A 250-nucleotide genomic window follows, 5' to 3' on the forward strand; every position below is an offset into this window, starting at 1 on the left:
TGCACCCAGGAAGATTCGAACTTCCGACCGCTCGGTTCGTAGCCGAGTACTCTATCCAGCTGAGCTATGGGTGCATTTGATTCTTACTGCAGATTTACCTGACCATTTTCACATTCTACAAAGAGTTATCTTTGCCTATTACGCTCACTTGATTGCAAATCAATATACGTAGTAGAAAGAATGGTGCACCCAGGAAGATTCGAACTTCCGACCGCTCGGTTCGTAGCCGAGTACTCTATCCAGCTGAGCT

Annotated in this window: 1 tRNA gene; it reads right to left on the bottom strand. The window is 46.4% G+C overall.

The annotated features are described in order from the left end of the window. Window positions 1-74 (bottom strand) — tRNA-Arg (locus ACL9RG_RS22785). Between the last annotated feature and the right edge of the window lie 176 nt (window positions 75-250).

Origin of the sequence: Rouxiella sp. Mn2063, assembly GCF_049319665.1 — a bacterium.
In the GTDB taxonomy this organism is placed as follows: domain Bacteria; phylum Pseudomonadota; class Gammaproteobacteria; order Enterobacterales; family Enterobacteriaceae; genus JBMOUD01.